17 protein-coding genes and 1 tRNA gene are annotated in these 26,237 nt (G+C 38.3%); 14 read left to right on the top strand and 4 right to left on the bottom strand.

Going from position 1 to position 26,237, the window contains the following annotated elements; translation table 11 throughout:
- Positions 1 to 1,095 precede the first annotated feature (1,095 nt).
- The 3 genes from NE664_02835 (at position 1,096) to NE664_02825 (ending at position 6,390) form a co-directional block, all read left to right on the top strand.
- Positions 1,096 to 2,319, top strand: a complete 1,224-nt coding sequence (locus tag NE664_02835) for a YfhO family protein (GenBank protein ID MCQ4725597.1) — start codon at positions 1,096 to 1,098, stop codon at positions 2,317 to 2,319.
- Between the two features lie 937 nt (positions 2,320 to 3,256).
- Positions 3,257 to 4,942, top strand: coding sequence for a dihydroxy-acid dehydratase (locus NE664_02830; GenBank protein MCQ4725596.1), 1,686 nt, complete (start codon positions 3,257 to 3,259; stop codon positions 4,940 to 4,942).
- Between the two features lie 23 nt (positions 4,943 to 4,965).
- Positions 4,966 to 6,390, top strand: coding sequence for an SLC13 family permease (locus NE664_02825; protein MCQ4725595.1), 1,425 nt, complete (start codon positions 4,966 to 4,968; stop codon positions 6,388 to 6,390).
- Between the two features lie 273 nt (positions 6,391 to 6,663).
- Here NE664_02825 and NE664_02820 read toward each other — a convergent pair whose 3' ends face one another.
- Complete coding sequence (locus tag NE664_02820) at positions 6,664 to 7,335, bottom strand: GntR family transcriptional regulator (protein ID MCQ4725594.1); 672 nt, start codon at positions 7,333 to 7,335, stop codon at positions 6,664 to 6,666.
- A gap of 247 nt (positions 7,336 to 7,582) precedes the next feature.
- Positions 7,583 to 7,655 (bottom strand) — tRNA-Pro (locus NE664_02815).
- A gap of 354 nt (positions 7,656 to 8,009) precedes the next feature.
- Here NE664_02815 and NE664_02810 point away from each other — a divergent pair.
- From NE664_02810 to NE664_02795, 4 genes are all read left to right on the top strand, one after another.
- Complete coding sequence (locus NE664_02810; protein ID MCQ4725593.1) at positions 8,010 to 8,663, top strand: DUF4397 domain-containing protein; 654 nt, start codon at positions 8,010 to 8,012, stop codon at positions 8,661 to 8,663.
- A 329-nt stretch (positions 8,664 to 8,992) separates the two neighbouring features.
- The gene (locus tag NE664_02805) at positions 8,993 to 10,279 is read left to right on the top strand and encodes a glycosyl hydrolase family 18 protein (protein MCQ4725592.1); all 1,287 of its coding nucleotides are present in this window, start codon (positions 8,993 to 8,995) and stop codon (positions 10,277 to 10,279) included.
- Positions 10,280 to 10,344: 65 nt separating this feature from the next.
- Complete coding sequence (locus NE664_02800; GenBank protein MCQ4725591.1) at positions 10,345 to 11,085, top strand: SDR family oxidoreductase; 741 nt, start codon at positions 10,345 to 10,347, stop codon at positions 11,083 to 11,085.
- Between the two features lie 1,009 nt (positions 11,086 to 12,094).
- Positions 12,095 to 12,862: a glycoside hydrolase family 25 protein gene (locus NE664_02795; protein ID MCQ4725590.1), complete on the top strand. Its 768-nt coding sequence runs from the start codon at positions 12,095 to 12,097 to the stop codon at positions 12,860 to 12,862.
- Positions 12,863 to 13,316: 454 nt separating this feature from the next.
- On the opposite strand, the gene NE664_02790 is transcribed toward NE664_02795, so the two are convergent.
- Positions 13,317 to 13,895 carry a TetR/AcrR family transcriptional regulator gene (locus NE664_02790; protein MCQ4725589.1) on the bottom strand — a complete coding sequence of 193 codons (579 nt, stop codon included), beginning with the start codon at positions 13,893 to 13,895 and terminating at the stop codon, positions 13,317 to 13,319.
- A gap of 177 nt (positions 13,896 to 14,072) precedes the next feature.
- Here NE664_02790 and NE664_02785 point away from each other — a divergent pair, with 177 nt between their 5' ends.
- The 3 genes from NE664_02785 (at position 14,073) to aspS (ending at position 20,406) form a co-directional block, all read left to right on the top strand.
- Entirely contained in the window at positions 14,073 to 16,271 is a 2,199-nt protein-coding gene (locus NE664_02785) for an MMPL family transporter (GenBank protein MCQ4725588.1), read from the top strand.
- Positions 16,258 to 18,387, top strand: coding sequence for a hypothetical protein (locus tag NE664_02780; GenBank protein MCQ4725587.1), 2,130 nt, complete (start codon positions 16,258 to 16,260; stop codon positions 18,385 to 18,387). The genes NE664_02785 and NE664_02780 overlap by 14 nt, the downstream gene beginning before the upstream one ends.
- A gap of 207 nt (positions 18,388 to 18,594) precedes the next feature.
- Complete coding sequence (aspS, locus tag NE664_02775) at positions 18,595 to 20,406, top strand: aspartate--tRNA ligase (protein MCQ4725586.1); 1,812 nt, start codon at positions 18,595 to 18,597, stop codon at positions 20,404 to 20,406.
- Between the two features lie 559 nt (positions 20,407 to 20,965).
- Here the strand turns inward: aspS and NE664_02770 are convergent.
- The gene (locus NE664_02770; GenBank protein ID MCQ4725585.1) at positions 20,966 to 21,781 is read right to left on the bottom strand and encodes an AraC family transcriptional regulator; all 816 of its coding nucleotides are present in this window, start codon (positions 21,779 to 21,781) and stop codon (positions 20,966 to 20,968) included.
- A gap of 160 nt (positions 21,782 to 21,941) precedes the next feature.
- Between NE664_02770 and NE664_02765 the strand changes: the two genes are divergently transcribed.
- The 4 genes from NE664_02765 (at position 21,942) to NE664_02750 (ending at position 26,063) form a co-directional block, all read left to right on the top strand.
- Positions 21,942 to 23,525, top strand: coding sequence for an FAD-binding oxidoreductase (locus NE664_02765; protein ID MCQ4725584.1), 1,584 nt, complete (start codon positions 21,942 to 21,944; stop codon positions 23,523 to 23,525).
- Positions 23,522 to 24,301, top strand: coding sequence for an electron transfer flavoprotein subunit beta/FixA family protein (locus NE664_02760; GenBank protein MCQ4725583.1), 780 nt, complete (start codon positions 23,522 to 23,524; stop codon positions 24,299 to 24,301). The genes NE664_02765 and NE664_02760 overlap by 4 nt, the downstream gene beginning before the upstream one ends.
- A complete protein-coding gene (locus tag NE664_02755; protein ID MCQ4725582.1) occupies positions 24,302 to 25,477 on the top strand; it encodes an electron transfer flavoprotein subunit alpha in 1,176 nt (391 codons plus the stop codon).
- Between the two features lie 220 nt (positions 25,478 to 25,697).
- Positions 25,698 to 26,063 carry a regulatory YrvL family protein gene (locus tag NE664_02750; protein MCQ4725581.1) on the top strand — a complete coding sequence of 122 codons (366 nt, stop codon included), beginning with the start codon at positions 25,698 to 25,700 and terminating at the stop codon, positions 26,061 to 26,063.
- Positions 26,064 to 26,237: the final 174 nt, after the last annotated feature.

Raw genomic sequence — 26,237 nt, 5'->3', positions numbered from 1 at the left:
GCATTGATTTTTGCACTGATATTTTCTAATTCAATCTGTCTTGGCGGATACAGAAAAGATCATGTTGGAATTATTTCTACCGTTGTTTGGATACCTTCGATATTTTATTTTATTCAAAGGTATGTTAACGGAAAGGGAATGACAAATCTTTTAGCGGCGTCAATTTTTATGGCATTGCAGTTTTTGGCAGGATTTGCCCAGATTGCTTTATACTCTGATATTATAGCCGGACTGTACCTTTTATTTCATATGATATGTAGGAAAATGAATATAATAGATGCAGTTAAGGATCTTATAATTTGGGGAATTTCTTATATTGCATTAATTCTTTTCCAATTATTGCCGATGCTGTCAGTTATGACATACTATAGTTCGGTAGGAGCCGCTGATACTCCGTATGAGACTTTTATAACGTATTCCATATCCTTCAGAAAGCTTTTAATGATGATTTATCCTAAAATATTTGGAGCGGATGTATATATGCCGTATGGCTATATGTATTCCTCTGAAATGGATATAGAATTATTTATTGGTATGACTTTGGTAATATTATGCATATTAGCATTAATATTTTTATGGAAAAAAGTAACGGTTAAAATTATAGGCGGATTATCATTGTTAGTATTTTTATATGCCGCAAATGCTCATATTCCTTTTTTAAGTCAAATAATTTTTAGGATTCCTTTGCTGGGGTCGTTTAGGGTTCCCAGCCGTATATTGTTTTTGTTTATATTTTTTATGATTGTTTTAGCGGCGCTAATGGCAGAAAAATTTAAAAACAGTGATAAAAAAGGCAGCATATTAAAAGCGTCTGTGGTTATATATATAATTTTTATTTTACTTGCCTGCATAAGCAGTATAGTTATAAATGCAGGAATGTTTACGCCCGAACTTAAAATATTCTATGATGAAAACGATATATTTTTAACCCCTATATTGTTAGCAGGCATTTCGCTTTTATTTATGGCAATATATGCTTATTGTAAGAAAATAAAAGTATTTTATATATATTTAGTTTCGGTATTGTGTATTACGCTTTTTCAGACAACACCGTATTACACTTTATATTCAAAAACGACTGGAAAAGAATATGATATGGAAGCAAAGGATGAGCTGAAAGCCGCTGCTGGAAGCGGAAACTTATGGTTTCCGTCTGAAACTCAAAATTCTTATTTTCAAAGCAAGATTGGATTTAATAAGTCAATTATTTTAGAAATACCTACAATTAACTGTTATATTGCAATGAATAACCCGGCTCTATATAGGCTGATGAATAATAATGAATATGCATTTCTGAATTATTCAGGGCTGTACACTTGGTTCCCTATGGGGTGTACAAATCTAATAGCGCAAAATAATATTATATCTATGCTTGGCGTAACTGTTATTTCCGATTCAGAGGGACTGGTTCCCGATGACGGAGGAAGTTATTTTATAGGGGAGCAGGGCAGGCAGATTTATAGTAAAGAAAGTATTGATGTTTTAGATATGGATGGAGAGCTTTTCTTGTATTATGACGAGATACAGCTTAAAGATAATACTTACTATAAAATCAGTTTTGATGCTGTGAGCAATGAAAACGATCCAAGCATATACATGGATTTTTACGGAAACCAATATGATAGCCCGGCTCAAAATTACAAAATTAGGATAGAAGAAGGGGAAAATAGCTATACATGCTATATATTTTCCGGAAATTTAAGTGCAGACGAACAGGAGTATTTTAGGATTGTAGGAACTCCAGATTCAAATATTCAAATAAAAAACCTAGTAATAACAGAAATGGATACTTCATATAAACCAGGCGTCTATACAAAAATATTTGAAGAAAACGGATATAGTTACTACCGAAATAATCTTGCTTTGGATAAAATGTATTTTACTGAAGCAGTAAAAAATGTTAGCTCTGAAAATGAACTGTTTTCTGGCGCCGTTTCATATGATTTTAGTAAGAATTCATATGTTTTAGGGATTGAGGATAGGGAAAATTTAGATATTGGAGAGATAAGCGAGTTTACTGATGAGGAAAATTCGTTTAAAGCAAAGGTCACGCTTGAAAATGAAGGATTTTTAAACTTTATACAGAATTATTTTCCGGGATGGAAGGTTTATATTGATGGAGAAGAGGCAGAGTTATATGTGGTAAATGGTTTAATCCAAGGCGTTTTTGTTCCGGCTGGAGAACATATAGTTGAATTTTCTTATGTACCTCAATATTTTTATATTGGCAGCGCCGTAAGCCTTATAAGCTTTGCCGCAATTATTGCGGTTATAGTTATCAGCCATAAACGGGAGCAAAAAGGTAGTGAAGGTGTTTAAGGAAAATTTTCCAAAGGCCGTATAGATGGAATGTCAAAATTATTTGTTGAATTTGAGATTTGATTTTAATTAAAGAATAGCTGCCCATTAATATTTAACCGGCGATTATGTTATAAAATTGCCGGTTAAATACTGAAAAATGCTGAGGTTTTGAGAAACTATACAGAAAATAATCTTTTAGTTTTATTGTTATATGTTATAATATTAAAGGCATTATAATTTGAAGTATTATTTTATGAAGAATATGGATTTTAGCTTAAAAATTAACTTTATATTTTTTATTGTTAGGCATATGATTTTCAGCATAAAAAATGAATATTTTTGACAAATGGCTATATCAAATTTAATTACCTCATGCTGTCTAATTAGTAATCGAAGTATGAGTAAATTTGTATGCAAAAGTTATTTTTACGCCCTTATTTAGGGTGTTTTTTTATTGAGTTTAATTCTTATCTTAGAAAAATTTATTTTGGATTAACAGGAATATATATTTTTTTATGGTTATGTTTATTAGAATATAGATAATTTATAGTGATCAGGAATTTGAATTTTATCGTAAGATTAAAGCCCATCAAGATATTGTTGTGCTGCCGATTTAAGCCATGAGCATTTAACCAGTACCTGCCTTGAAAATTGTAAGCAACTCTCCGTGAATGTAAGGTAAAATGACAATGGGAACCAGAAAGAATAAGACTAAGAATGAAAGACTAAAGGTTAGAAGCTGATATTTAATTTTTATATATTTATGCTAAAAAAATAAAACATTTATATTTCAACTTTACTTATATAGATATGTTTTTATTAGCAATAGATTTTATAAATTCAACTCATATGTTATTTAATATGTATATTGACGGCAAAAATAAAATATATTAATATATTAGTTGATTAAAATGTCTTATACGGATGCTTTTTAGAAAAAGGGGGTTTAATAATCATGCTTAACAGCCAAAATGTAAGGAGGGCAGGGCCGGAAACAGATCCTTTATGGATTGGAACGGGAAAAACAGTTAAGGATCTTGCAAAAGCTCAGATATTAATTGAGTCAACAGCCGGTGACAGTCATCCGGGAAGCAGGCACTTACATTCTGTTGCGGAAACTGTGAAAAATTCGGTTTATGCTTCGCAGGCGTCGCCTTCAGTATATACGGTTACTGATATGTGCGACGGGGTTGCCACCGGGCATGCCGGTATGAATTATTCGCTGATTTCAAGGGAAATAATTGCCGGAATGACAGAGATACATGCAATGTCCTCCGGCTTTGACGGTGTTGTTACTATTTCAACTTGCGATAAAGCTACGCCAGGGCATTTAATGGCGATTGCAAGGCTTGATTTGCCTGCCATACATATTTGCGGCGGTTCAATGGCGCCGGGACCGTCATTTATTTCGGCCGATACATGTTATGAAACAAATTTAAGGGTTACGGAAGGTAAAATGACAACGGCGGAAGAATGGTACTACAAACAGAACGCGTGTCCGAGCAGCGGCGCATGCCAGTATATGGGAACAGCAAGCACGATGCAGTGCCTTAGTGAAGTATTGGGGATTTCCCTGCCGGGAAATGCGGTAATACCTGCAAACGGTAATATATTAATGCAGATTGCTGCAGATGCCGGCGAAAAGATTGTTCGTCTTGTTAAAGAGGATTTGAGGCCCAGCAGGATACTAACTAGAAAAGCTTTTGAAAACGCAATAAAAGTACATGCGGCTATCGGAGGTTCAACAAATGCCGTTTTGCACCTTCCGGCAATAGCTAAGGAGCTGGGTATTGAAATTACGCTTGACGACTTTGAACGGCTTACAGATGGAATTCCGCTGTTAACAAGTATATTGACTGCCGGGAAATGGCCGACTCAATTCTTTTGGTATGCAGGGGGAATTCCGAGAATAATGCTGGAACTTAAAGATAAGCTCGATTTAAATCTGCCTACCGTAACGGGCATGACTGTTGGAGAAAACCTCGAATATCTTGAAAAAACAGGATTTTTTCGCCGCGGCAGTGAATATTTGGGTAACTACGGCATGAAAACTTCGGATATAATTAAAAGCGTTGACGACCCTATAGATACGGACAGCGGCGTTACTGTTCTTAAAGGAAACATTGCGCTTAAAGGGGCAATAATAAAGCATTGTGCCCTTGATAAAAGAATGTACCGTTTTGAAGGACTTGCAAGGGTATTTGACAATGAAGAATCCGCTGAAGAAGCAATTTATAACGGAGATATTAACCCCGGCGAGGTAGTTGTTGTGCGCTATGTGGGAAAAAAGGCGGCCGGCATGCCCGAAATGCTTAAAGCTACCGATGCTGTTTGCAACAAAGAGGAACTTAACAACAGCTGTGCGCTTATAACAGACGGCAGATTTTCAGGAGCTACAAGGGGACCTTCGGTAGGATATATTCTTCCTGAAGCCGCCGAAGGCGGGGAAATAGCATATATAGATGATGATGATATAATTGAAATAGACATTTATAGAAAAAGTATAAATATAGTTGGAATCAACGGAAGAAGATGTGGACATGAAGTGGTGGAAGCTGAACTTGCAAACAGGAAGCTTACAAGGAAAATAAAAGCGTTTAAGCATAAAGGTGTGCTGAAGTATCTTAATGCGGATGACTGAAATGGTATTAAGGAGGTTGTTTTATGGGTTTAGCAGGATTTTTGGCGGTTATAGCAATTTCTATTATATTACTTCTTATTCTTATAATCAAAGTTGATCTTCATCCTATTATTTCACTGTTTGTTGCGGCGCTTTTTGCAGGGCTTGCTTTAAATATGGGGATAGAGGGAACTATTGAACGGATAAATATCGGTTTTGGTTCGACAGTGCAGGATATAGCTTTGGCTATTATACTTGGTTCCACAATAGCAATGGCTATACAGGATACTGGAGCGGCAAAATCTATCGCAAATTTTTTTATTAAACTGCTTAAAGGAAAAAACTTGGAACTGGCCCCGGCATTAACGGCTTTTATAATATCTATTCCCGTTTTCAGTGATATTTCAATGATACTCACGGCGCCTATAGCAAATGTTATTGCAAAAAGGAAAAGAATGTCAATGTCTACAGTGACTTCATATACACAGCTTGGTCTAAACCTTACGCATGCAATGGTGCCGCCTACGCCCGGAATACTCGCCGTAACGCTTTTGTTGGGAGCAAATCTCGGAATGATGATAATGTGGTCTGCGATAGTAGCTTTTGCTGCTTTTATGATAACATGGGCCGTTACAAAAAGATGGACGGAAAAAGAATATATACCTCCTCGCGCCGACATGTCTGAAGGCATAGATGAAGCCAAATCTGATAGCATTGACGAACTTATTGTGCATGAAAAAGGGCTTCCAAATGCATTTATATCACTTTTGCCGATACTAATACCGGTTGTACTTATGTCTGTAGGGTCTGCTATACAGCTCAAGTCTGTAGAAGGATCTGTAGTTTATAAATTTGCCGGAATAATTTCAGATAAGGTTATAGCCCTAAGCTTAGGAGCCGTTTCAAATGTAATTATAGGATATATATACAAAGAAAACATATTAAGGGCCAATAGGGAAATACATCACAATGGAGAATGTAGGTTCAGAAGCATATTGCTAAACAAGTGGGTTGCCCGAGGAGTTGCGGCGTCACTTCTGCCTTTGCTAATTACCGGAATGGGAGGAGCTTTTAGCTCTATTATAAAGGCGGCTCCTCAGATAGAACTTCTTAAAGAAACTTTGGGGACTGTGATGGCAAACGGCACAATAATGGCAGTATTTATACCATGGCTAATTGGTGTAATAATGATGACGGCAGTCGGCTCCATGACAACAGCCGGTATGACGGCGGCGGCCATAATGGCCGCTATGGGACAAACGGCAGTTTCGCCGCTTGTTACATGTATAGCTATAGGAGCTGGAACAATGATGGTTGATCATGTAAACGACAGCGGTTTTTGGACGACTTGTCAGTTCTTTAACCTTAATGTAAAACAAGGTGTTAAATATATTACTATTATAAATGCCGTGTCGTCAATATCGGGGCTTATTGTACTTACTGTATTGGCAGCGATTGGTATTATATAGCAAGCTCAAAGTTGCAGCGATTCGTATATAGACTGTATAAAATATTAAAATTTTTTATATAGGACATTATTAAGATTTTTTAACATGAGTCAGAATAAGAAAAGAATTTTTGCAAAATAAGCTGGGGTTAAGGCAGTTATAATTTTGTTCTTTACTGACTTTGATTTATGAGAGCTGTAAACGGCATGAAATTCAAGTACGAACGTAGTATTCAATCCATTAAATATAAAAAAGCCGCGTCATATTATCAGTCGCGGCTTTTTTAATTAAATTCTAAACGAAATAGTCCGGGTATTTTGCTTTAAGATCCTCGGCTGTGCGCAGGCTGAGATCGTGATGAGTGTCAATTACTTTTTTCAAACCGCCGGCGTCGTTGTTTTCAAGGCATCTGATAATTTCTTTGTGCTCAGCCAAAGATGTGGAGAATACGGTCTTTGAATTATAAAAATCAAGCATATGGAACCTTGTCGTATGTATATACTGGTTCTGGATTAATTCCCATGAACGTTCATGTCCGGCCATGGCAAAAAGTTCCTTATGAAAAAGGTGATCGTTTTTTACATAATCTTTCTGATTGTTTTCTTTAACTGCCAGTTCCTGCAAAATGATATATCTTTCAAGTCTGCCTTTTATATCTTCTTTTCTTTTTGCCAAAATTGATAAGATTGTACATTCAAGTATGTGGCGTATATATATTATTTCGCGGATTAGTTCTGCATCAATTAATGAAACAAAGGTACCGCTTTGAGGATATATATCAATGAATTTTGAATGTTTAAGGAATAAGAGGGCTTCGCGTATTGGAGTACGGCTGACTTTAAGTTCTTTGGCAAGTTCTGTGTCAAGAATTGATTCCCCGGGTTTAAACTCTAAAAATAAGATTTTGTCAAGGATAATGTCCAAAACCTCTTGTTTAGACAAGCTGTTTCGGCCTGTGTGTGCCATTTTTATACCTCTTTCCTGTTAGTTTTTACTGAATTATTATTTAGTTATAATATCATAAATTTGATGTTTTTGTCCATAATATTAAGATAATTTAATTGTATGGTAAAAAATGGGGTTTTCATAAATCAATTTATTACATAAAAAAATCTTTGCTTATTAGGGGGTAGCAAAAATAGGGATAATTTTTTAAAAAAACAGATGAACAATAAAAAGGCCTTGTTTTTGATAAAACAAGGCCTTTTTACAATCGAGGTAACAGGACTTGAACCTGCGGCCTCTGCGTCCCGAACGCAGCGCTCTACCACCTGAGCCACACCTCGATAAGCTACATATACTATTTTAATACAAAAATCTGATATGTCAACTAAAATTTTCTTATTTGATAAATATTTTTTTTATTTTAAATATGTAGCGTACAAAAATATGTGTGATTTTATAATTCGGATTGCTGATTTGCCGTTTTAGGAAATATTATATTGGAGACTGATTTTATTATTTAATATTTAATTGATTTAAATTTACTTTCGTTTAGTTATATTGCGGCATTTCCGGCATATTAAAATTTATACTTATATTTTTTTAGTTAGTATTCCAAGACAATTTTGCCTATTGTATTTGCAGGAACGTTTTTTGATTTGCCGTCATATATTAAAATTACAAAGGAGGTTGAAAAAATGAGGTATCCAGATAAGATTGAAATTGAAGGCTGCAAGCCTAATTTTGATAAGGCGTATCTGCGTTTTTTGCATGCGCTGCCTAACGATCCGCCGTTAAATGTAGATGTATATATTAATGGGAAACTTATTGTTAAAAATTTAAAATTTGAGGATTTTACAGAATATATTACGCTAAAAGCAGGTTCTTATATAATTCAAGTTTTTCCGACGGGCAACCATTTGGAACAGCTTGTAGACATGCGTATTGTATTGGAAAAAGAAGAAATTGCAACTGCGGCCATTGTGGGCACCGTAAGCGAAGTACAGGTTGAAATTTTCTCGGACGGTCCTATGCCAATTGACCCGGAATGTGCGTTTATGCGGTTTATAAATCTTTCTCCTGACAGCGGCGGCGTTAATATATATATTGATGACACGCCTGTTGTTTACGATTTGAATTTTATGGAAGTAACAAGCTATCTTTCGCTTATTCCCGGAAGGCATACAATGAAAGTTGAGCTTGACAGCACGAAGGAAATAGTTGTTTCCCATCCCAATATGGTGCTTAAAGGAGGGAATTACTATACAACTTATGTTGTAGGATTTGCATATGGAAGGCCTTATATAGAGGTTTTAATTCCGCTTGAAGGAACAAGTTATCTCAGATTTTAATAAGGAATGATTAAAAAGAGTGCATTGTACAGAAACGAATTTAAATAAAAAATAAATTCGAAGCCTAAAAACACTTATAAACGACAGGATATACGGCATTATTATTTTTGTTTTGAAATTACGGATGCACAGACAGAGTTTTGAATTTTATATACCTATGTTAAAATATGGTATCTATTGTTATAAAATTATGCGACGCCGCTTTCGGCGCAGATTGTTGTTATTACATGCCGCGTTTTATGCATGAGGTTTAAAGCGCGGCTTTATTGCGTTTAATAAACATTTATTTTAATATTTAAACATAAAATTTGTTTAAGGGGGTGTGATATATGATTATACATGTTGTAAAACCCGGGGAAACGCTTTTTTCCATAAGCGAAGAATATAATCTCAGCGGCGAGTATATACAAAATATTAATCAGCTGCCTAATCCCAATAACCTTGTTGTTGGGCAGACAATTATAATTGCAAGGCCTAATATAGTTCATGTTGTAAAGCATGGGGATGATTTATGGAGCATATCGAAAACGTACAATGTATCTGTCACAACGCTTTTAAGGAACAATCCTTATTTAAGTTCGCGTCTTATGGTAACCGGAGATATAATTGTTATAGAATTTGAGGATGTTCCAATAGGCACGACGAAAGTAAACGGATATGTATATTCAAATGTTAATCAAACTTATTTAAAAAGCGTCCTGCCATACCTTACATATGTCACTATATTTACTTATGGAATAAATGATGACGGGACGCTCATCGGCACTGACGATACGGATATAATTTCCGCTGCAAAGCTTATGGGAACAGCTCCGCTTATGCATTTATCTACTCTTGATAAAAACGGTATATTCAGCAGTGACCTTGCAAGCCTTATTCTTAACAGTTATGAGCTTCAGGATATACTGATAGAAAATATACTTATTACTTTGGAAACAAAAGGTTATCACGGGTTAGATATAGATTTTGAGTTTGTTCCGGCGTCAGACAGACAAAATTATGTGAACTTTGTGGCTAAACTTACAAACAGGCTCAATATACGCGGATACATTGTTATTGCGGCGCTTGCCCCCAAAACAAGTTCCAACCAGCAGGGGCCTTCATATGTCGGCCATGACTATTTGGGAATCGGCGCGGCGGCCAATTATTCTTTTGTTATGACGTATGAATGGGGATATACATATGGCCCGCCGATGGCCGTAGCTCCGATTAATAAAGTGAGGGAAGTGCTTGATTATGCCATAACGGAAATTCCTGCTGATCAAATACTTATGGGAGTGCCAACATACGGATATTTATGGACATTGCCGTATGTCAAGGGAGAGTCGAAGGCAACTTCTCTTTCAAACGTAATGGCTGTGGAAATAGCGGCGGAATATGGCGCACAGATAGAATATGACGAAACAGCTCAATCTCCATTTTATAATTTTACCGATGTCAACGGAACGTTCTGCGAGGTATGGTTTGAAGATGCAAGAAGCATAGAAGCAAAGCTTAAACTTATTGACGAATATGGTTTTGCCGGGGCGGGGTATTGGAATATGGATAGACCGTTTCCTCAAAATCTGATGGTTTTGAACCTTCTTTATAAAATACTCCAAGTTCCGCTTGCCTAAAATATCGAAAAATGTTACATTATTATATGTAAACATAAGAATGGGATATTGGAAGGAGCGATTTCATGAATTTAAAGGGAAAAACAGCGCTTGTAACAGGTTCGTCCCGAGGCATAGGAAAGGCGGTTGCTTTTGCTTTTGCCAAAGAAGGGTGCAATATTGTGCTTAATGCTTCCGTAAGTTCTGACGAACTTCTTAAAGCCCAGGAAGAATTAAAGGCAATGGGATGTTATTCATATTCATATCTCGCTGATGTTTCGGATTATCAAAGCTGCAAAGAAATGTTTGCGAATATAACAAATATATACGGCAATGTTGATATACTTGTAAATAATGCCGGCATATCGCATGTTGGGATTTTTACCGATATGGTTCCCGAAGAGTGGGATAAATTAATAAATGTAAATATAAAATCATGTATAAATTGCACGCATTTGGCTTTGCCTAAGATGATTAGCCGAAAAAGCGGCACAATTATAAATATATCGTCGATATGGGGAGAACGCGGGGCGTCGTGCGAGGCCGTTTATTCGGCTACAAAAGGAGCCGTAAATTCTTTTACAAAAGCTATGGCAAAAGAAGTGGGGCCAAGCGGAATAAGGGTAAACGCTATTGCGGCCGGAGTGATAGATACAAAAATGAACGAATTTCTTAATCCGGAAGAAAAAGAGATTTTAACTAATGAAATTTCGCTGATGCGTTTCGGAAAAACAAATGAAGTAGCGGATTTGGCCGTTTACCTTGCAAGCGACAGGGCTTCTTTTGTTACCGGTCAGGTAATTTCTGCCGACGGATGTATGGTTTAATGTAAAAAGGATGTATTGATGCGGTTTATGGATTGGGTAAATACTCAATTGCGTTTATGGAATATAATAGAATATAGCTGTTAACCGGTAATTTTTAAATTATATTTGGAATTGTTGGAATGGATAAAGAATATCGGTATATTTTTAAGCCGGAAACAATTTAAAGGCCTACATTGTTAATGGGGCCTTTTTTTTGACAGAAGAGATTAAAAACAAAGGAAACTCTTATAAGTTCTAAATTTAATGAGTTTATATGTAATTATACAAAAGAGTTGCGGCATCACAGCAAATGGAAGAGTCTTAATACCGGCTTATATTGAAAAATATACAGATATGTGAATTTAATATTTGAAATACATAGCTTTTTATTTGTTGTGGAACAGTATAGTATTTAATTTTTGCTTGATTTCCATGGATTTTATCGGTTTAAGGTTTGCCGAAGGCCGTTTGCATAAGCAATGCGTCAGAGCTTTTAACAAGATGATTGACAATAAGCGATGAAAAACGGCGGCATTATTTATTAATGATATAATTATTTACAAAGAAAACTATAGAGATTAAAAAACGGCAAGACAATTTATTTTGATAAAGAAATAAATTGTCTTTTTGTTTTGAATGAATTAATCGGGTGCAATTGTAAATATAAAACGGATGTTGTTATATGCCGCGCCGTTATCGCGCTTACATTGTATTTTTATGTCCATGCATAAGAAACGGAACGGGCATAGTGAAAAGTTTGACAATCATGAGTTACAACAGAATATAAAATAATTGGATGCAAAAAATACAGAGTTTGGTTATTGTAAAATAAGAGTTGCCAATTAATATTGAAATAGGGATATATGGGTAATTTAAAAACTTATGATAGGATTATCAAAGAGTCGGCCTGTTTTATGCATGAAAAAGTACGCTTTTTTTATACTGCCGGCAGTGAATATTTTGTGTTATTTTGTAACGTATACGATTGTTGTTCATATACTATAGCAAGTCCGATTAAAGGGGGCGTTTTATGATAACAGGCATAGATGTAAGCAGATGGCAAAACACTGTAAATTGGAGGGGTGTTAAGAACCAAGGAATTCGGTTTGCAATGATAAGAGCCGGATACGGCAACGCAAACGAGGATCCGTATTTCAGGCGTAATGCCGTTGGGGCCGCTGATGCGGGTATTGACATAGGCGCATATTATTATTGTTCTGCGGCAAATGTATTTGAAGCTTCTTCACAGGCCGAATATTTTTTGAATTTAATAAAGGGATATAAATTCACATATCCTATAGCTTTGGACATTGAGGACAGTGTACAAGCATCGCTTAGCCGTGAACGGATTACGGATATTGCATCGGCGTTTTTAGAAAAAATTGAAGCAGCCGGGTATTATGCAATTTTATATGCAAGCAAATACTGGCTGGAAAACAAACTTATTATGAACGGCAGATTAAAGAGGTTTGACGTATGGCTTGCGCAGTATACTTCCGGAGATTACACATATAAAGGGAATGTAGGCATGTGGCAGTATACGGATAAGGGAGCCGTAAACGGAATATACGGCTATGTAGATATGGACAGGGCCTATAAGGATTATGCCGCGATTATAAAGGAAAACGGACTGAATAACTTAGGAGGGACGCACGTGGAAGAAAAAGATATGACTTTGGAGGAAGCTAAAAAAATTATTCAGGAAAAATGCGGTTTTGACGATAACACAATGATGTATTTATCTTTTTACCGTTACAGTGAAAGTATGATACTACGGCTTGCAAAAGCCATGGTTTGAACAAAAGGAAGTTTTAGGCTATACCACTGAGCTTCCATAGTAATTATGATAATACCTCCGGACAATAAGTGGATTGGGCCGGAGGTATTTACTTTTTTACGGCAGAATGGATTATTGGATTTATTATTGAAAAATCATAGGAACTGACTTTAAAAGCGGAATTAAATAACACAAAAACAATTATATTCATGACGGTTAAAAAATCTTTTCCGTGTTGAGGGATAAAATGGACGCAACGGAAAAGATTAAAATATAAATAACATTTTTACATGGAAGTATTAATATTTTACGGTTCAAAAATACTCATACATTTAGATGAGCCTGATTTAAAACCGCCGCATACTGCCGTACAGTATGTTATTAAATAAATGCATGTCTGCCGTAATAGAAGAAACGGCTTTAGTTTCTAAGGTTAAAGCAGTACGGCAATTTTATTGGGGCGGACTTAATTGTGTCATTCCAACGCTTTCGCTGTCGAATATAATATTTTATCTGAAAGCTTGATAATTTCATTCATGCCTATTGAATTAAAATCTGAAAGCCATTCTTTCATAATTCCTATAATTCCGTAAGCCATATAATTTAAAAGGTAATTAATCGTTTCGGCAGAAGCGTTTATTTTAAATCTTTCTTCAATAAGAGTTTTTCCATTGGTTATTATAAGGTTTTTAAGCTTTATTGAAAAATCGGTAGACGCTTTGTTTAAAAAGAGTATCCTGCATATGTCCGCATTTTCGCTGATATATGCCGCAAGCGGCTCGATTACAGGCAGCAGGCTTCTTTTGTCCGTTTTTTGGCGGTATGTGTCTATCACGCGCTGAAAATCGTCTAAAACATCGGTTTCAATTTTATTTAAAAGATCGTATATATCTGTGTAGTGGAGATAAAACGTGCCGCGGTTCAGATCCATCCTGTCAGTTATGTCTTTTACTGATATGTCCTTAAAATCTTTTTCTTTCATAAGCTCGCTTAAACCTTGTTTCAGAAGCTTTTTTGTACGGCGGACGCGCCTGTCTTCCTTTGGTGTATCCATAAGTAACATCCTTTCTTATACAGTTAAAGAGAATTTACAAATTAAATAAACTATTTGCGGTTTAATGTTCAGTAATCAATAAATAAACATTAAGCTGGTTATTGATTATGATATTTATTAGTATTATAATACACAATGTAATAAAAATCAACTCTTTGTTTATTAATGGAGGAAAAGATGAATAAATTACATTTTGATGGAATAGTTAACTTTATAGTCGATAAAAGCCATGTAATTGAAAAAGTATTTTTTGTTGCAGTGGCGTTGAGTATATTCTTTTATCCGTTTGTGGAAGTAAATTACGATCTCAGCAAATATCTTCCCGAAAGCGCCCCTTCCAAACAGGCTTTGGATCTTATGGAAGAAGAATTCGGGTATCCCGGTATGGCAAGAATCATGGTTGAGGACGTATCAATTTATGAAGCAAAAAACATAAGAGAAAAAATATCAAATCTAGATCAAGTTGATATGGTGATCGGCCCGGATACTATTACGGACGTTTATATGTCGGGGGATTTTATAAACTATAATAACCTTGATGAATTTTATAAAGACGGCGACGCCGTTATGGAAGTTATATTTAAAGGCGGGGAAGCGGACGCTAAAACGCATGAAGCGCTTGATGAAATTTATAAAATCGTTGGGGAAAACGGACATTACACCGGATCGGCAGTAAGCAAAAAATCAATGCAGGCAAGCGTTACAAGGGAACTTACTATTGCAATAATTATATCGTTTATAATTATATTTATAATACTTGCCCTTACCACAACGTCATGGTTTGAGCCTGTGCTTTTTATTTCCGTTATGGCGATAGCCATTATTATAAATATGGGGAGCAATATTGTTTTCGGAACAATTTCATTTTTCACTTTCAGTACGGCGGCTATACTCCAGCTGGCCGTTTCTATGGACTATTCCATATTTCTTTTGGATAATTTTACTTTTTACAGGGAAAAAGGAATCGAACCGGAAAAAGCAATGAAGAAAGCTTTGACGTCGTCGGCTTCTTCGGTGCTTGCAAGCGGAGCGACTACAATCGTAGGGTTTATAGTGCTCGCTCTTATGGATTTTACAATTGGGCGCGATATTGGATTCGTACTTGCAAAGGGAGTTGTTATAAGCCTTATAACTGTGCTTTTCCTTATGCCGGCTCTTATACTGAGAAATTATGAGAGGGTGCAGAAATACCACCATAAATCGTTCATGCCTTCTACAAAAGGCGTTGGGACGGCCATGTACAGGATAAGGAAATTTGTTATAGCCGCCGCTGTTATATTGGCTGTGCCTTCGTATATAGGGCAGGATATGAATTACTTTAAATACGGCGACGAAGCTATCGGCGCGGGCCCGGGAACTACATATGATACGGACAGTAGGCTTATTGAAGAAAAATTCGGAAAAAGCAATATTGCTGTCGGGATAATACCGAATACTTCCATTATCGATGAAAGGAATTTGACTGAGGAATTGGAAAATTTGGACTTTGTAAATTACGCTATTTCCCTTGGAGGGACGCTGCCTGAGGGCATACCGATTGATTTCCTGCCCGAAAAGCTCACTGGGGAACTCCATACTGATAATTATGCGAGGATCCTTATATCGCTGAATACGACTCAAGAGAGCGATTATGCATTTGAGTGTATGGAAAAGGTACAAAGCGCTATCGAAAAGTATTATAAAGACGGGTATGCCTTGGGAACGACGTCCAGTACAATGGATATAAAGGATATACTCAGAAGCGATTATGAAAATGTAAGCCTTATTTCGCTTTTGGGCGTTGCCATGGTGGTTATGATTACGTTTGGTTCCGTTTTGCTTCCGATACTTGTAATTATACCTATAGAATTAGCTATATTCATTAATATGACAATACCATATATTATCGGAAGCACAATACCGTATATGGGCTATATTATAGTAAGCTGTGTGCAGATAGGGGCTACGATAGACTATTCAATACTGGTTACAAATAATTATATTAAAGCTCGTAATGATATGGATAAGGTTGAAGCAAGCAAAGCGGCGGTTTCAAGAAGCGCGCTTTCCGTAATTACGTCCGGTTCCATACTTACGGTTGTCGGATACGGGCTTTACTTTACCTCCAGCGTGCAGGGAATATCCCAGCTTGGCCGTCTTGTAGGAAGAGGGGCCGTATTAAGCGTAATACTCGTGCTTTCGCTCCTGCCGGCGCTTCTTTGTGCATTTGACAAAATTATCAAAAAACCTACAGATGTGCCTAGGGCAAGCAAATTAAGGAGGCTTAGGAACATGAGGGAAAACCATGAATTAAAACTGTTTGGGAAATATAAAAATGACGGTATGAACGTTATATCGGCAGACAGCAAGGAGGGTACTGCAAATGAAAACGCTTAAAAGAAAGCTGGCTTTATTGGCGGCAGTTTCTGTCGCATTATCGTCGCCTTTTCAATATGCATACGGCGCGCCTGCCGCTGCAAAAAGCGACGAAACGCTTTATGTTAACCTCGATCCGTATGGAAAAATAGGGAATGTAAGCGTTGTTAAAGGATATTATTTAAACGAGGCAGACTCTGTAACTGATTACGGCAATTATGAAGAAGTTATAAATATGAGCAATTATGCAAAGCCTCAAATCGAAGGCGAGAAAGTTTCGTTCAATTTTGACGGTAAGGAGAACAGGTTTTACTTTGAGGGAAAACTTAAAGAAAATACCGTTGAACTTCCGTGGAATATTGACGTTTCATATAAGCTTAACGGCGTTGAAAAAAACGCCGATCAGCTTGCCGGAGAAAAGGGTCTTGTCGAAATTAACATAGATATACTGCCAAACGAAAAAACAAGCGAGTATTTTAAAAACAATATGATACTCCAAATCGGCACAATGGTTAATATGGACGATAATTTAAGCGTAGAAGCCGAAGGGGCGCAAGTACAGACTATCGGAAATATAAAAGCGGTTGTGTTTATGGTTATGCCGAAAGAGGAACAGCATTATACAATCAGGATTGGTTCGGACGATTTCTCTTTCGACGGGCTTTTTATGATGATGATGCCCGGTACTCTGTCTCAAATAGAGGATATAAGGAAACTGAGGGAGGACAAAGAGAAAATAGAGGATTCTGCCGACGCTTTAAGCGACGGGCTAGACGTTATACTTTCGACAATGGAAAACTTGCAGTCAGGTCTCAGGGAAACTGCCGACGGCCTGAAAGATCTTGAAACCGCAAGAGGGACAATAAGTTCTTCCAAAGATGAAATATATGACGAAGCGGACATCGCGCTTAACGCCCTTGCAGGCATATCCGAAGCCTCGGAGCCTTTTGTCGAACATCTTGAAAATACAAAAAAACTGCTTAATGAAACAAACGACAGTTTAAATAAAATTACAAATACAGCAAAGGACTTTAAGCCTATTATTTCGGATGCCCAGGAAGCTGTTGAAGGGCTTTGTTCGGACATTGAAGGGTTAAAAACAATGGTTGAAGAAATGAACGGAAACTCTGAAAGCAGAGCGGCCCTTACGGAGCAGACGAGAAATGACCTTGACGCTTTAAGGGATGTGCTTATGGATTTGAGTTATTCCCTCGGCGGAAATTCCCTTGGTTCAATGCCTTCAATAGGAGGATTAACGCAAATGCCCGATACAGGCGGGGCAGATCCGAAGCTTGATATGATAATTGCAATGGTAAATGCCAAAATATCTGAAATTAACGGCGTTTTAAACTCGTTGGGTTCGGCAGGCGGCTCGATATCTGCCGAAACGGGCGACACATTAACGTATTTAGGGGATTTGGCTTCAGAATGTGAAGCGCTTGTCGGAGATATTGACGAGGCTCTTATGCTTTTTGACGACTATATGAATTCTGCCGAAACACACAGCAATGATATAACCCTTTTGGCAGATGACATGAACAAACTGCTTGAAAGCTTAAATAACTCACTTTCCCTTGCAAAAGGCCTGATTGATGACAGCGCGGCGCTTATGGATACGCTTAATAAGTATGAACAGGATGCGGAACAGTCGGCGGCAGACGCAAAAGAACTTGTAAACCGTGCGATTGAAGGCATTGATACAACGCATAAACTCTTGTCTACAACAAAAGCCGTAGCACAGGAAAGCGGGGAAAGTCTGGATTCCGGAACAAAAGCTCTACTAAGCGGGACGATAAATGCCATTTCAACGTCTCTTGAAGGTCTGGCACAAACAGGGACAATCAGGAATGCAAAAGATACCATAAAAGATACGATTGATAATGAATGGGATGAATACAGCGAGGACAAAATGGGATTTTTAAATATGGACGAAACTCTGGAACCCATTTCATTTACGTCTGAATTGAATCCCTCGCCCGAAAGCGTGCAGATTGTTTTAAGGACGGAAGAAATAACAGTTGACGATGACGACGGCGTTGATGTAGACGAAACATTTAAAGCCGATGGGAATTTCATCACAAGGATCGGAAATATATTTAAACAGATTTGGCTTAAAATAAAAGCGGTTTTTTCATAGAATTATTTGCTTGAACAAAGTATGTACAACTAAATGGACTGCTTGGAAATAAAAGCAGTATTGAATATGATTTTCCGTATATTAGTTATAATTTATAAAATATGATTGTATTTTTAATTTAGAGTATATTAAATATTGAAGTTTAAGCGCTTTTCTGATACTATAATTGATAGTTTAAAATACAAAGTATGTGAGGAGATTATATAAATGGGAGAATCAATGGCAGGCTTAAAAAGGAGCCATATGTGTTGCGATGTTAATGAAAGCCATATAGGCGGCGAAGTTACGGTAATGGGTTGGGTTCAGAAAAGACGCGACCTTGGCCAGCTTATATTTATCGCGCTCAGGGACAGGACGGGCATTGTTCAGGCCGTAGTCGATCAGACTGCAGAAAGCGGGCTGTTTGCTAAAGCCGAGTCAATCAGGAGCGAGTATGTCGTTGCCGTTAAAGGGATTGTGGCGGCAAGGACTGAAGAAAATATAAACCCGTCTATGAAAACCGGAAAAATAGAAATTATCGCAAAAGAATTGAGGATATTATCGGAATCCGAAACGCCGCCGTTCCCTATTGAGGAGAACAGCCAGACAAAAGACGATTTAAGGCTTAAATACAGGTATATAGATTTGAGAAGGCCGGATATATTCAGGAATATACAGCTTCGCCATAATGTTGTGCAGATTGTAAGGGAATTCCTTAACAGTGAAAAATTTTTGGAAATTGAAACGCCTATCCTTACAAAAAGCACGCCCGAAGGAGCAAGGGATTATCTTGTGCCGAGCCGCGTACACCCGGGGAATTTCTATGCCCTTCCGCAAAGCCCGCAGCTTTTTAAACAGCTCCTTATGGTCAGCGGTATGGATAGGTACTACCAGATTGCAAAATGTTTCCGCGATGAGGATTTGAGGGCCGACCGCCAGCCTGAATTCACTCAAATTGATATGGAACTTTCGTTTGTGGAAGTTGACGATATAATTGATATTAACGAAAGGCTTATACAGAAGGTATTTAAAGACGCTCTTAACGTAGATATTAAAATACCGTTTAAGAGGATGACGTATGCCGAGGGCATGGAACGCTTTGGATCTGACAAGCCGGATCTGCGTTTTGGGTTTGAGCTTAAAAATATATCAGGTATTGTTGAGGATACGGAATTTGCCGTTTTTAAAAACGCTCTTGAAAACGGAGGCAGTGTGCGTGCAATCAATGCTGAAGGATGCGGGCATTTTCCGAGAAAGCAAATCGACAGCCTTGTGGAGTTTGTTAAAACATATAAAGCAAAGGGCCTTGCATGGATTGTAATTAACGACGACGGTTCAATCAAAAGTCAGATCGCGAAATTTTTTACTGACGACAAAATGTCTGAAATTGTCAGTGCTATGAACGGCAAGCCCGGGGATTTAATATTAATTTGCGCCGATAAGGATAAAATCGTTTTTGATTCGCTGGGAGCTCTTCGTATAGAAATAGCAAGACGGCTGGATCTTTTAAAATCTGACGAATATAATTTCCTTTGGATTACGGAATTCCCTATGCTTGAATGGGATGATGAGGAGAACAGGTTTGTTGCGGTACATCATCCGTTTACGGCGCCAATGGACGAAGATATTGAGCTTATCGATAAAGATCCAGGAAAAGTGCGCGCAAAAGCTTATGATATGGTGCTTAACGGCGTTGAACTGGGTGGTGGAAGTATCCGTATCCACAGAAACGATATACAAAAGAAAATGTTTGAACTTCTCGGATTTACAGAGGAAGAAGCATACAGCAGGTTCAGTTTCCTCCTTGACGCTTTCAAATACGGCGTTCCGCCTCACGGAGGGCTTGCGTTTGGGCTTGACAGGATTATAATGCTTATGTCCGGGGCTTCAAGCATTAGGGACGTCATGGCGTTTCCTAAAGTTAAAGACGCATCGTGCCCGCTTACCGACGCGCCGAATGTTGTTGATGAAAAGCAGCTTGCAGAGCTCTGCATAAGTATTAACAAAGAAGAAGCCGACAAAATTAACAATGCGGAATAATAATCATGAAAGCGCCTGTATACAGGGAAAGGCCTGTGTACGGCGCTTTAAATGTGTTTGGAAGAGGAAACGTAATATTATTATAGGCAGTATCAGCGGTAATAATGACGGTATGCAAAATATTTGGCCGTAATACGGTTGTTTACCGTTTTGCAATTTATGCCTATATACCCGACGGAATAGGAATTTTTAGGCATTATGTATTAAAATGCACCAAAGCGGCGTCATGGTAAGTATGTTATTTTACGACAGACTGCATTTGAACCATGTTGGTGATAATGCGGAACCTCGCTGAATGAATTTTTAAATATATTTGATTATTTATGTTTTGTATTATCCGCAATATAAAACAGATGTCGGAGAAATTGGCAAATTAATAAAGCATATGAATTATAGCGGCATTTGTATAACAAGGTAAGCATAAAAGGAAACGGTATGGCTGATACGTTGACTATATCCGCGTTTTAGATTTAAATTTCTTTGTGCCAAAGAATATATTTTATATATAATAAAGCGCCGGCCGCCCAAAATAACGGCGGGCGCTTGTGGGGCAGACGATTTATATAAATACTGTGCCTTTATATTCGGACGAGTACTTTCCGGGAGAAGTTCCCAAGGCTTTTTTAAATGTCCTTATAAAATGCGAATTGTTTCTGAATCCCGCAAGTTCGCCGGCCATCTGCACGCTTTCGCCCTGGCGCAGAAGAGAACAGGCGCGTATAAGCCTTTGCGCAGTCAAATATTGTCCTATGCCGAGGCCCGTAGTTTTTTTGAAAATATAACAAAGGTGCTGTTTGGTTATATAAAATTCAGCGGCAATGGTTTCAAGGGTGATATTTTTTTCCGCATTTGCCGCTATATATTCCATTATAGGCGTAACCCTGTCTACATTTTTAGAATGGTACGGCTCGGCTTTTTTTGAAACATTTGAGAGTTTATTTAATTTTATTGCAAGCTCTACAAATGCAGACTGACATAAAAGATCGTCGCCGTAATCGTTTCCGCCATTGGCGGCGCGGCGGCATAAAAGTTCGATTTCGCCTAGACTTTCGTCGTCAAGTATCAGGCAGGGGTTTTTTTGGCCGAACATTTTTAAAAGATCCGTCTGAGGGGTTGAAAGCATGCGTCCGTATTCAAGCGGGAACTTTATAACATATCGCCTGTAAACAGTATCTTTTTCGACTTTGCTCCTGTGTATTTCGGCGTTATTTAAAAGCATAACCGCTCCCCGTTTCATGGCGTATGTATGAGAACCTACGCTCATTTCACCGCTTCCGTCAAGCACGACTGTTATTTCGTATGCATCGTGGAAGTGAAATTGGTTCATTTCCCATGCGTAATCTTCGTTCAGACGTATATCGAAAAAATATCTCATAATTTTAATCTCCTTAGAATTTTGACAAAAAACTTTACATATATAAAATTTTATCATAAAATCTTAATATATGCAAACTTTATGCGAATATTGCACAACATTTTATTTTGACGCTGTGGTATTGTTATTTTGTTAACACAAATATTATGGGGGGCTGTATATGGAGCTGATAAAAGAAATTTCAGCCGGATATCAGGAATACTTAAAAGACGAGTCAAGAACCGTCGGAACGGCGGAAACTATTTCTTTTCCAAAGACAGAAAATGAAGTTATAGAGATTATTAAATATTTGTATGAAAACAATACGAATATAACGATACAGGGAGCGCGGACAGGATTGGCGGCGGCGGCCGTCCCGTTTGGCGGCCATATACTTAATGTCAGCCGTATGGATAAAGTTTTGGGGTGCCGTAAAGATAAAAACGGGGATTTTTATTTCACTCTTCAACCCGGAATACCTCTTCTTGAATTAAATAAGATGATAACCCGGAAGAGTTTCAATACCAAAGATTGGAGCGAAACTTCTCTTAAAGCATACAATGATTTTTGCAGAGGCGGGGAATATTTTTTTTCGCCGGATCCGACTGAAAGCACAGCCGATATAGGAGGAATGGTTGCATGCAACGCATCGGGGGCGAGAAGCTTTATGTATGGCCCCACCAGAAAACATATAACCGCAATTAGGGTTGTTTTAGCGGACGGGCGCGTTATAAGCCTTAAAAGGGGCAGCACATTTGCAAAAGGGCGAACCGTTGATTTGGAATGTGAGGACGGAAGCAGGATTCATTTGAAACTGCCTACATATATTATGCCCGAAACAAAAAATGCTTCGGGGTATTATATAAAAGACGATATGGACGCCATTGACATTTTTATTGGTTCAGATGGAACATTGGGCGTTATCAGCGAAATAGAAATCTCAATTTTGAAACTTCCCGAAAGTATTTGGGGAGTAAGCTGCTTTTTTGAAAACGAACATATGGCCGTAAAATTTGTAGAGGCGATACGCCATAAAATAAAAGGAATTGCCGCTATAGAGTATTTTGATTCAAACGCCCTTATGCTTTTACGTCATCAAAAAAGGGCAGGCACGGCATTTTCGGCTTTGCCTGAAATACCTGAAAATTACGGATGCTGCATTTATGCGGAACTCCACGGCAAAAGCGACGAGGATAACGAAAGCAGGCTTTTTGAAATCGGGAACGCCCTTATAAAAGTCGGCGGAGACGAAACATGCACATGGGTTGCAAGGACTCAAAGCGATATAGAATGTCTGCATTTTTTCAGGCATGCAGTGCCTGAAAGCGCAAATATGATTATAGATAAAAGAAAAAAGGAAAATCCGATAATTACTAAACTGGGAGCGGATATGTCGGTTCCGGATGATTTTCTTGAAACAGTTATTTCGGTTTATAGGGAAGGGCTTGAAGAATATGCGCTTCAATCGGCGACATGGGGTCATATCGGAGATAATCATTTGCATGTAAACATATTGCCTGAGAACGAGGATGATTACTTTAACGGAAAAGAACTTTATTCAAAGTGGGCGCAAAGGATTACGAGTATGGGTGGAGCCGTAAGCGCCGAACACGGCGTCGGAAAAATAAAAGCCCCTTTTCTTGAAGTAATGTATGGGAAAAAACATATTATGGAAATGGCTGAATTAAAATACAGCCTTGATCCGAAAGGACTTTTGGGAAACGGCAACCTTTTTAAGCCTATGAAGGGGGAAGCGGGGAAATGAATATAGCGGTTTGTATGAAACAAGTGCCTTCTTCAAATGAAGTTAAAATCGATCCCGTTACAAAAACTATTGTAAGGGATGGGAAACAGTCAGTAATCAACCCATTCGATTCATCGGCGCTTGAGCTTGCAGTTCGGATAAAGGAAAGTCTTGGGGGCACGGTAACCGCCGTGAGCATGGGCATACCGGACACGGCAAGGCTTTTGAGGGACGCGCTAAGCCGCGGATGCGACAGGGCGGCGCTTTTAAGCGACAAAGCTTTTGCTGGGGCGGATACCCTTGCAACAAGCTACACTTTAAGCCTTGGAATCGAAAAACTCGGAAAATGCGATCTTATAATCTGCGGCAAAATGGCTGTGGACGGAGATACGGCGCAAATAGGGCCTGAACTAGCTGAAGCTTTGAACGTGTCGCTTGCGACAGACGTGGAGGAAATTGTTTTTATAAATGATAAAGAGATAATATGTTGGCGTGAAATTGACGGGGGAAGGCAGCTTGTAAATGTTCCTCTTCCCGCGCTTATAACTGTGGTTAAAGGCATAAGCCAGCCTAGGATGCCGTCTATTTCATCTATAAGGTTCAGCAAGACGGCGCCGCTTGATATTTATACGGCTGAAGATCTGGACGCCGACACATCAAGGACCGGGCTTGAAGGATCGCCTACGCAAGTTGTAAAAACATTTGTGCCTTTAAAAAACAGCGAATGTATTGAGCTAAAGGGGGATGCTAAAAGCCTTTCCAGGCAAATTGCTTCCATAATTAAGGAGGTAAAATAAATGGCGGGTATTCAGGTTAAAAACAATTTATGCCGCGGGTGCGGAGTGTGTGTTAACAGTTGCGTTTCCGGCGCCGTCAATATGAAGGACAGTAAAGCTGTTATTAATGATAATTGTGTTTTATGCGGTGTATGTGTCGACAGCTGCCCTTTTGGCGCTATTGAAATTGAAAAGTCAGGCGCCGCAAATGATATTTCGGGATACAGCGGCGTTTGGGTATTTGCGGAAGTAAGCAATGAAAAGGTGCTTGACGTAGCCTTTGAATTATTAGGAAAAGGACGGGAACTTGCAGACTCGAAGGGATGCAGTCTTACTGCCGTGCTCCTAAGCCACAGAAGTGAGAACATGGCTAAAGAGCTTATATATGCAGGAGCCGATGAAGTGCTTTTGTGTTCTGACGACGAACTGCACGATTATTCGCAGGAAATATGCTGCTCCATAATATGCAGGCTGATAGAAAGCCGTAAGCCGGAAATACTGCTTTTCGGTGCGACAGGTTTTGGAAGGGCTGTAGCCCCGCGAGTTGCGGCAAGGGTTAAAACAGGGCTTACGGCAGACTGCACAAGCCTTGAAATAGACAATGAAACAGGGCTTTTGCTCCAGACTAGGCCGGCTTTCGGCGGAAATTTAATGGCGACAATTATCTGCCCGGGAACAAGGCCGCAGATGGCAACGGTGCGCGCGGGAGTTATGAAACCGCTTCAGAAGGATTTGAAGCGCACGGGCGCAATTACAAAAGTCCATTTTTCAAGGGTAAAGCGTAAGGTTAAAATAATGGAACGCGAATATGTGCAGGATAACGAAAGCATTGCGAACTCCAAAATACTTATCGTAGCGGGAAGGGGCTTAGGCTCTAAAAAAAATATGAAATTAGTAAATGAATTTGCAGATTTGATAGGCGCGTCAGTCGGCGTGTCAAGGCCGCTTGTGGAAGCAGGCTGGAGCGAATATAAACATCAGGTCGGTCAAACGGGATGCTTTGTAAGCCCTAAGCTTTTGATAAGTTTCGGCGTTTCGGGGGCGATACAGCATACGGCCGGAATTTTGGGAGCGGAAAAGATTATTGCAGTTAATTCTGATCCCGACGCGCCTATATTTAATGTAAGTCATGTTAAAATCGTGGGAGATTGTGTTGAAGTTCTAAAGGAGCTGACTGAACTGTATAAAAAACAGTAAGTTTTGAAATGCGGCAGAACTGTTTTTTCTTAAACGGGTTTTCGGGAGATTTTATTAAATATTTATAAAATCTGTCATTAAAGAAGAATTACGGCGCATTTTAAATAATTTAATTTGGATTAATAATAAGCTGAATATTGATTCGTAAAATTGAAAGGCTGATAAATTGAAAAAGTTTCTGAGCGCATTTTTAAAATATCTTCCGGCGATTGCTTTGTTAATGGTTCTTATATTAATAGTATTATTTTTAATGTCTGTTTCCGGCGGAGCCGTTATGAAAATTTTCGGTTTCGAATATGATTCGGTTTGGAGTATATTTAAGTTTTTTCTTGCAACGGCCGTTATGGGCATACCTGTAGATTTGCTTACTAATTCAATACCGAAAGCGTTGGCAGACTTGAATATTATAAGCGGGTTTGGGCATGCGGTGATTTTTGTTATTTTAGACACGGCCGGAAACAGTATTGTTATGACGGTGGCCGATAAATTTATGAAAGATGTTTCTGCAACTTCTATTTCGATTATAGCCGTTTCGTTTTTATTGAGCGTTTTTTCCCTTGTCATAGATGGAAAGGGAAAGGAATGAATTATTTTGCGGACGGAAATAAAGTAGTTTCAGGATATTTCTTGTCGGCGCGTATGTTTTATAAAGAAAAAATTTGGAAGCTTGATTATGTATGCGCTGAAGGAAAGCGGACAAGTTTCTTATGCGGAGCTTGCATAGAGCGGCAAATTTAAGGATATTTTATAATTAAAGCCC

Source organism: Anaerotignum faecicola (genome assembly GCA_024460105.1).
Taxonomy (GTDB): Bacteria; Bacillota; Clostridia; order Lachnospirales; family Anaerotignaceae; genus JANFXS01.
Note: the sequence above shows the minus strand (reverse complement) of the source record. Positions and strands in the feature narration are given on the sequence as shown.